Here is a 2,992-nt window from a genome sequence, read left to right on the forward strand (position 1 = left end):
GCAATGCCATCAAAGTTTTCTTCTGGAGTAGAAGCATCCACTAAGTTTCCGATACTAGGCCATATTCCCCCATCATTATGGGCAACATGAAATTGCCAATATTGGTACTGACCTGGTAGACGGGCACAAACTGGTCCGTGAACATCTCTCCAATAGTCGTCAAATAGTTCGAGGGTTATTCCTTTTCTTTTCCAAAGGAGAACATAGAAAGCTACTTGTGCTTCCTGGTCACGACTAGAATAGTCGGCAACTTCTCCTTTCTTGATCAGAGTTGATAGCATAGTTTGCTGCCTTTGCTTTTCAGAATATTACGAGTTTATCTATACTTCTGCTGAAGTTACCCAAAGATTTTTGAAGCTTTTTGAGCAAACAAGATTTTATCTCCTCAAACTTCTCACACCTCCAAGACTTCGCACCCTACCCAAACACTTTTTTTTCAGCAAATCTTAATTATTTCGGTGGGAATAATTCGTTTAATTCCTCTTTTAATTCTCCCAGGGCACCAAAGCAACCTGCTGCTTTATTAAATCCTGCATAAACACAGGTGAATACTAGCAGTTNTTTTTTTTCAGCAAATCTTAATTATTTCGGTGGGAATAATTCGTTTAATTCCTCTTTTAATTCTCCCAGGGCACCAAAGCAACCTGCTGCTTTATTAAATCCTGCATAAACACAGGTGAATACTAGCAGTTCCTCTATTTCTTCCAAAGTTGCCCCTTGAGACATTGCCATCTTAACGTGAGCGCCAAATGGGTTTCCCGGACCTACATGATCTTGATTAACTACATCTATTGCTACTGTGATTAGAGCTTTGGTTTTTTGGTCTATTATTGGTAGACCCCATGCTTCACCTGCTACACGAGTACAAAAGTCCCCAAATTTGGGGTTGATACTATTTAAGCCTTCTTGCAGTGCTTTGTCATCTAATACTGCGTTNATCTTAACGTGAGCGCCAAATGGGTTTCCCGGACCTACATGATCTTGATTAACTACATCTATTGCTACTGTGATTAGAGCTTTGGTTTTTTGGTCTATTATTGGTAGACCCCATGCTTCACCTGCTACACGAGTACAAAAGTCCCCAAATTTGGGGTTGATACTATTTAAGCCTTCTTGCAGTGCTTTGTCATCTAATACTGCGTTTTTGTATGCCATAGTTATCTGCTTAATTTTTCTAACTTGCTGTAGTCTTTATTTCTGTGTTTAAGGACTGCGATCGCACCAGCATTGTCTAGCATAATCACTTTCTCAAACAGTTTAACATTTTATCTATTAGGAATCGATCTGCTTGTGAGTGGGCAGATGACGGCCAATTTATTTTTGACCCTATATAATTGTCTGGACTTATGACTTATTGGCTCGGCTTTTTACATAAGAATGGGATTTACTTAGCCATTTATGCCAGACATTTTTTTCTATGAACTAGACTACCACTTTAAGTTACATTTTGGTTATTGACTTCTCCCCGCTTTAAAAAGACGGGGATTCTCAAAGGATGCGAAGCAGCAGGTTGAAACCGTGCTGCTTCGCAATCTTTTCGATATTGTTTTGAAAGAGAATCCCCAAAATATCGTTTTGGCAGAGTCAAAACTGCCCTACACGCCTTGGTTAAATCGAAATTCAACTGTGCGCTTACCTTTCTGATTATATTAGCTGAACCATTACAGTCAGCATTAATTAAACTGCCATTAGAAGAGCAATATAAACCTCTTTTAACCCGCTTTCCTGATGCTTTCCACCGCATCTCCTTACGGAGACGCTTCGCGAACGGGTTTTTCACCATATTTTGGTAGAAAATCATCCGATACGAAAACTAGCTTGACTGGTATAGCTCTCTTCTGTCTCGATAAAGTTAATCCCATATTGTTGACATAATTGAGAAACTCTTTCTTTCAATTTAGCTGTAGGAATTTGCACAAATTCCTGATTATTCTTGTGGCCAATATTAATCCCTTCTTTGTTGAATGGATTCCAACCAAAAACAATATTTGCAATGTTATTAGCAAGACACCAATTAATAATAAATCTTGTGGCTTTATTAATGTTGTCTCTCATTTGACGGTTGCGTTTTTCGGTTATCTTTGCAAGTTCTTCATCCCAGTATCCTTGAGGTTTTTCCATCTTAATCTTGGCGACTTTTTTGTTATACCACTGGTTCTGATATTTGACCTTTTTTCCATCAATTATGAAGGATTTTCCTGTGTTGGATACTCCAGTTATCCAATTATTTAATCCGGGGTCTATACCAAGAACATTACTGTTAGCTTTAACAGGTTCTATTTCGGGCTGTTTGTAGACAAACTCAATATAAAAACATCCATTTCGAAGAAAAATGCGATATTCTTTAATTGACCTAAAGTCTAGATTTGAGGGCATAGGTAAGAGAAAATGGTCAATTCCGAACCATGCTTTAAGCTGATTTCCTAGAGAGAATTTCAACTCATTTCCAATCAATTTAACCCATCGAGCAGGATAACTTACAACTGCCATTCCGCCCTTTTTTCTATAACTGGGTGGCTTAGGGCGAAAATGTAATTTTTCCTCCTTGTACAGCTGCAATAATTTTCCATAAGAATTAAACGACTCAATCACACTATGTAATGTCTGTTGAGCGCAAGCTGACCGCATTGCTTTGAAGTGGATATTACTTTTGAGTTGCCGATCAAGTGCCGCTTTAGTCAGAAAAACTCCGGCTTTGAACAGCATTTGACGGCAATAATAAATCCCACAATTTGTCAATTTATTGGCTTCAGAGCAGATATATTCAAGAATTGCTATTACATCTGGAGATTCTTTAATTAAATTTTGCTGACATCCATACAATTTGCATCACCTCCTTAGTTTTAGATTAGCCAAAAATCAGCTTTTTTTTATTAAGAATAATGACGGGTTAAAACCCGTGTCGTTTGATGACAATTGATTTTAATCAATGGCTAACTCTCACTTCCTATTTTTAGGTTTCATTCGGTAATTTATATCTATAATACTACAC

The 2,992-nt window shown here is 37.7% G+C and carries 4 protein-coding genes; all 4 read right to left on the minus strand.

Annotated features, from left to right (window positions below; genetic code table 11):
• Nucleotides 1-281, minus strand: a 281-nt coding sequence (locus tag AFK68_RS03900) for an EthD domain-containing protein (RefSeq protein WP_168186313.1), incomplete at its 3' end; no start/stop codon positions are given.
• A gap of 301 nt (nucleotides 282-582) precedes the next feature.
• Nucleotides 583-936: carboxymuconolactone decarboxylase family protein (locus AFK68_RS38035; RefSeq protein WP_210407212.1), on the minus strand; the 354-nt coding region annotated here is incomplete at its 5' end.
• A 499-nt stretch (nucleotides 937-1,435) separates the two neighbouring features.
• Complete coding sequence (locus AFK68_RS40945) at nucleotides 1,436-1,801, minus strand: hypothetical protein (RefSeq protein WP_246843980.1); 366 nt, start codon at nucleotides 1,799-1,801, stop codon at nucleotides 1,436-1,438.
• Nucleotides 1,798-2,823, minus strand: a complete 1,026-nt coding sequence (locus AFK68_RS03920; protein WP_246843981.1) for an RNA-guided endonuclease TnpB family protein — start codon at nucleotides 2,821-2,823, stop codon at nucleotides 1,798-1,800. The genes AFK68_RS40945 and AFK68_RS03920 overlap by 4 nt, the downstream gene beginning before the upstream one ends.
• Between the last annotated feature and the right edge of the window lie 169 nt (nucleotides 2,824-2,992).

Source organism: Hydrocoleum sp. CS-953, assembly GCF_002260545.1.
GTDB lineage: Bacteria > Cyanobacteriota > Cyanobacteriia > Cyanobacteriales > Microcoleaceae > Trichodesmium.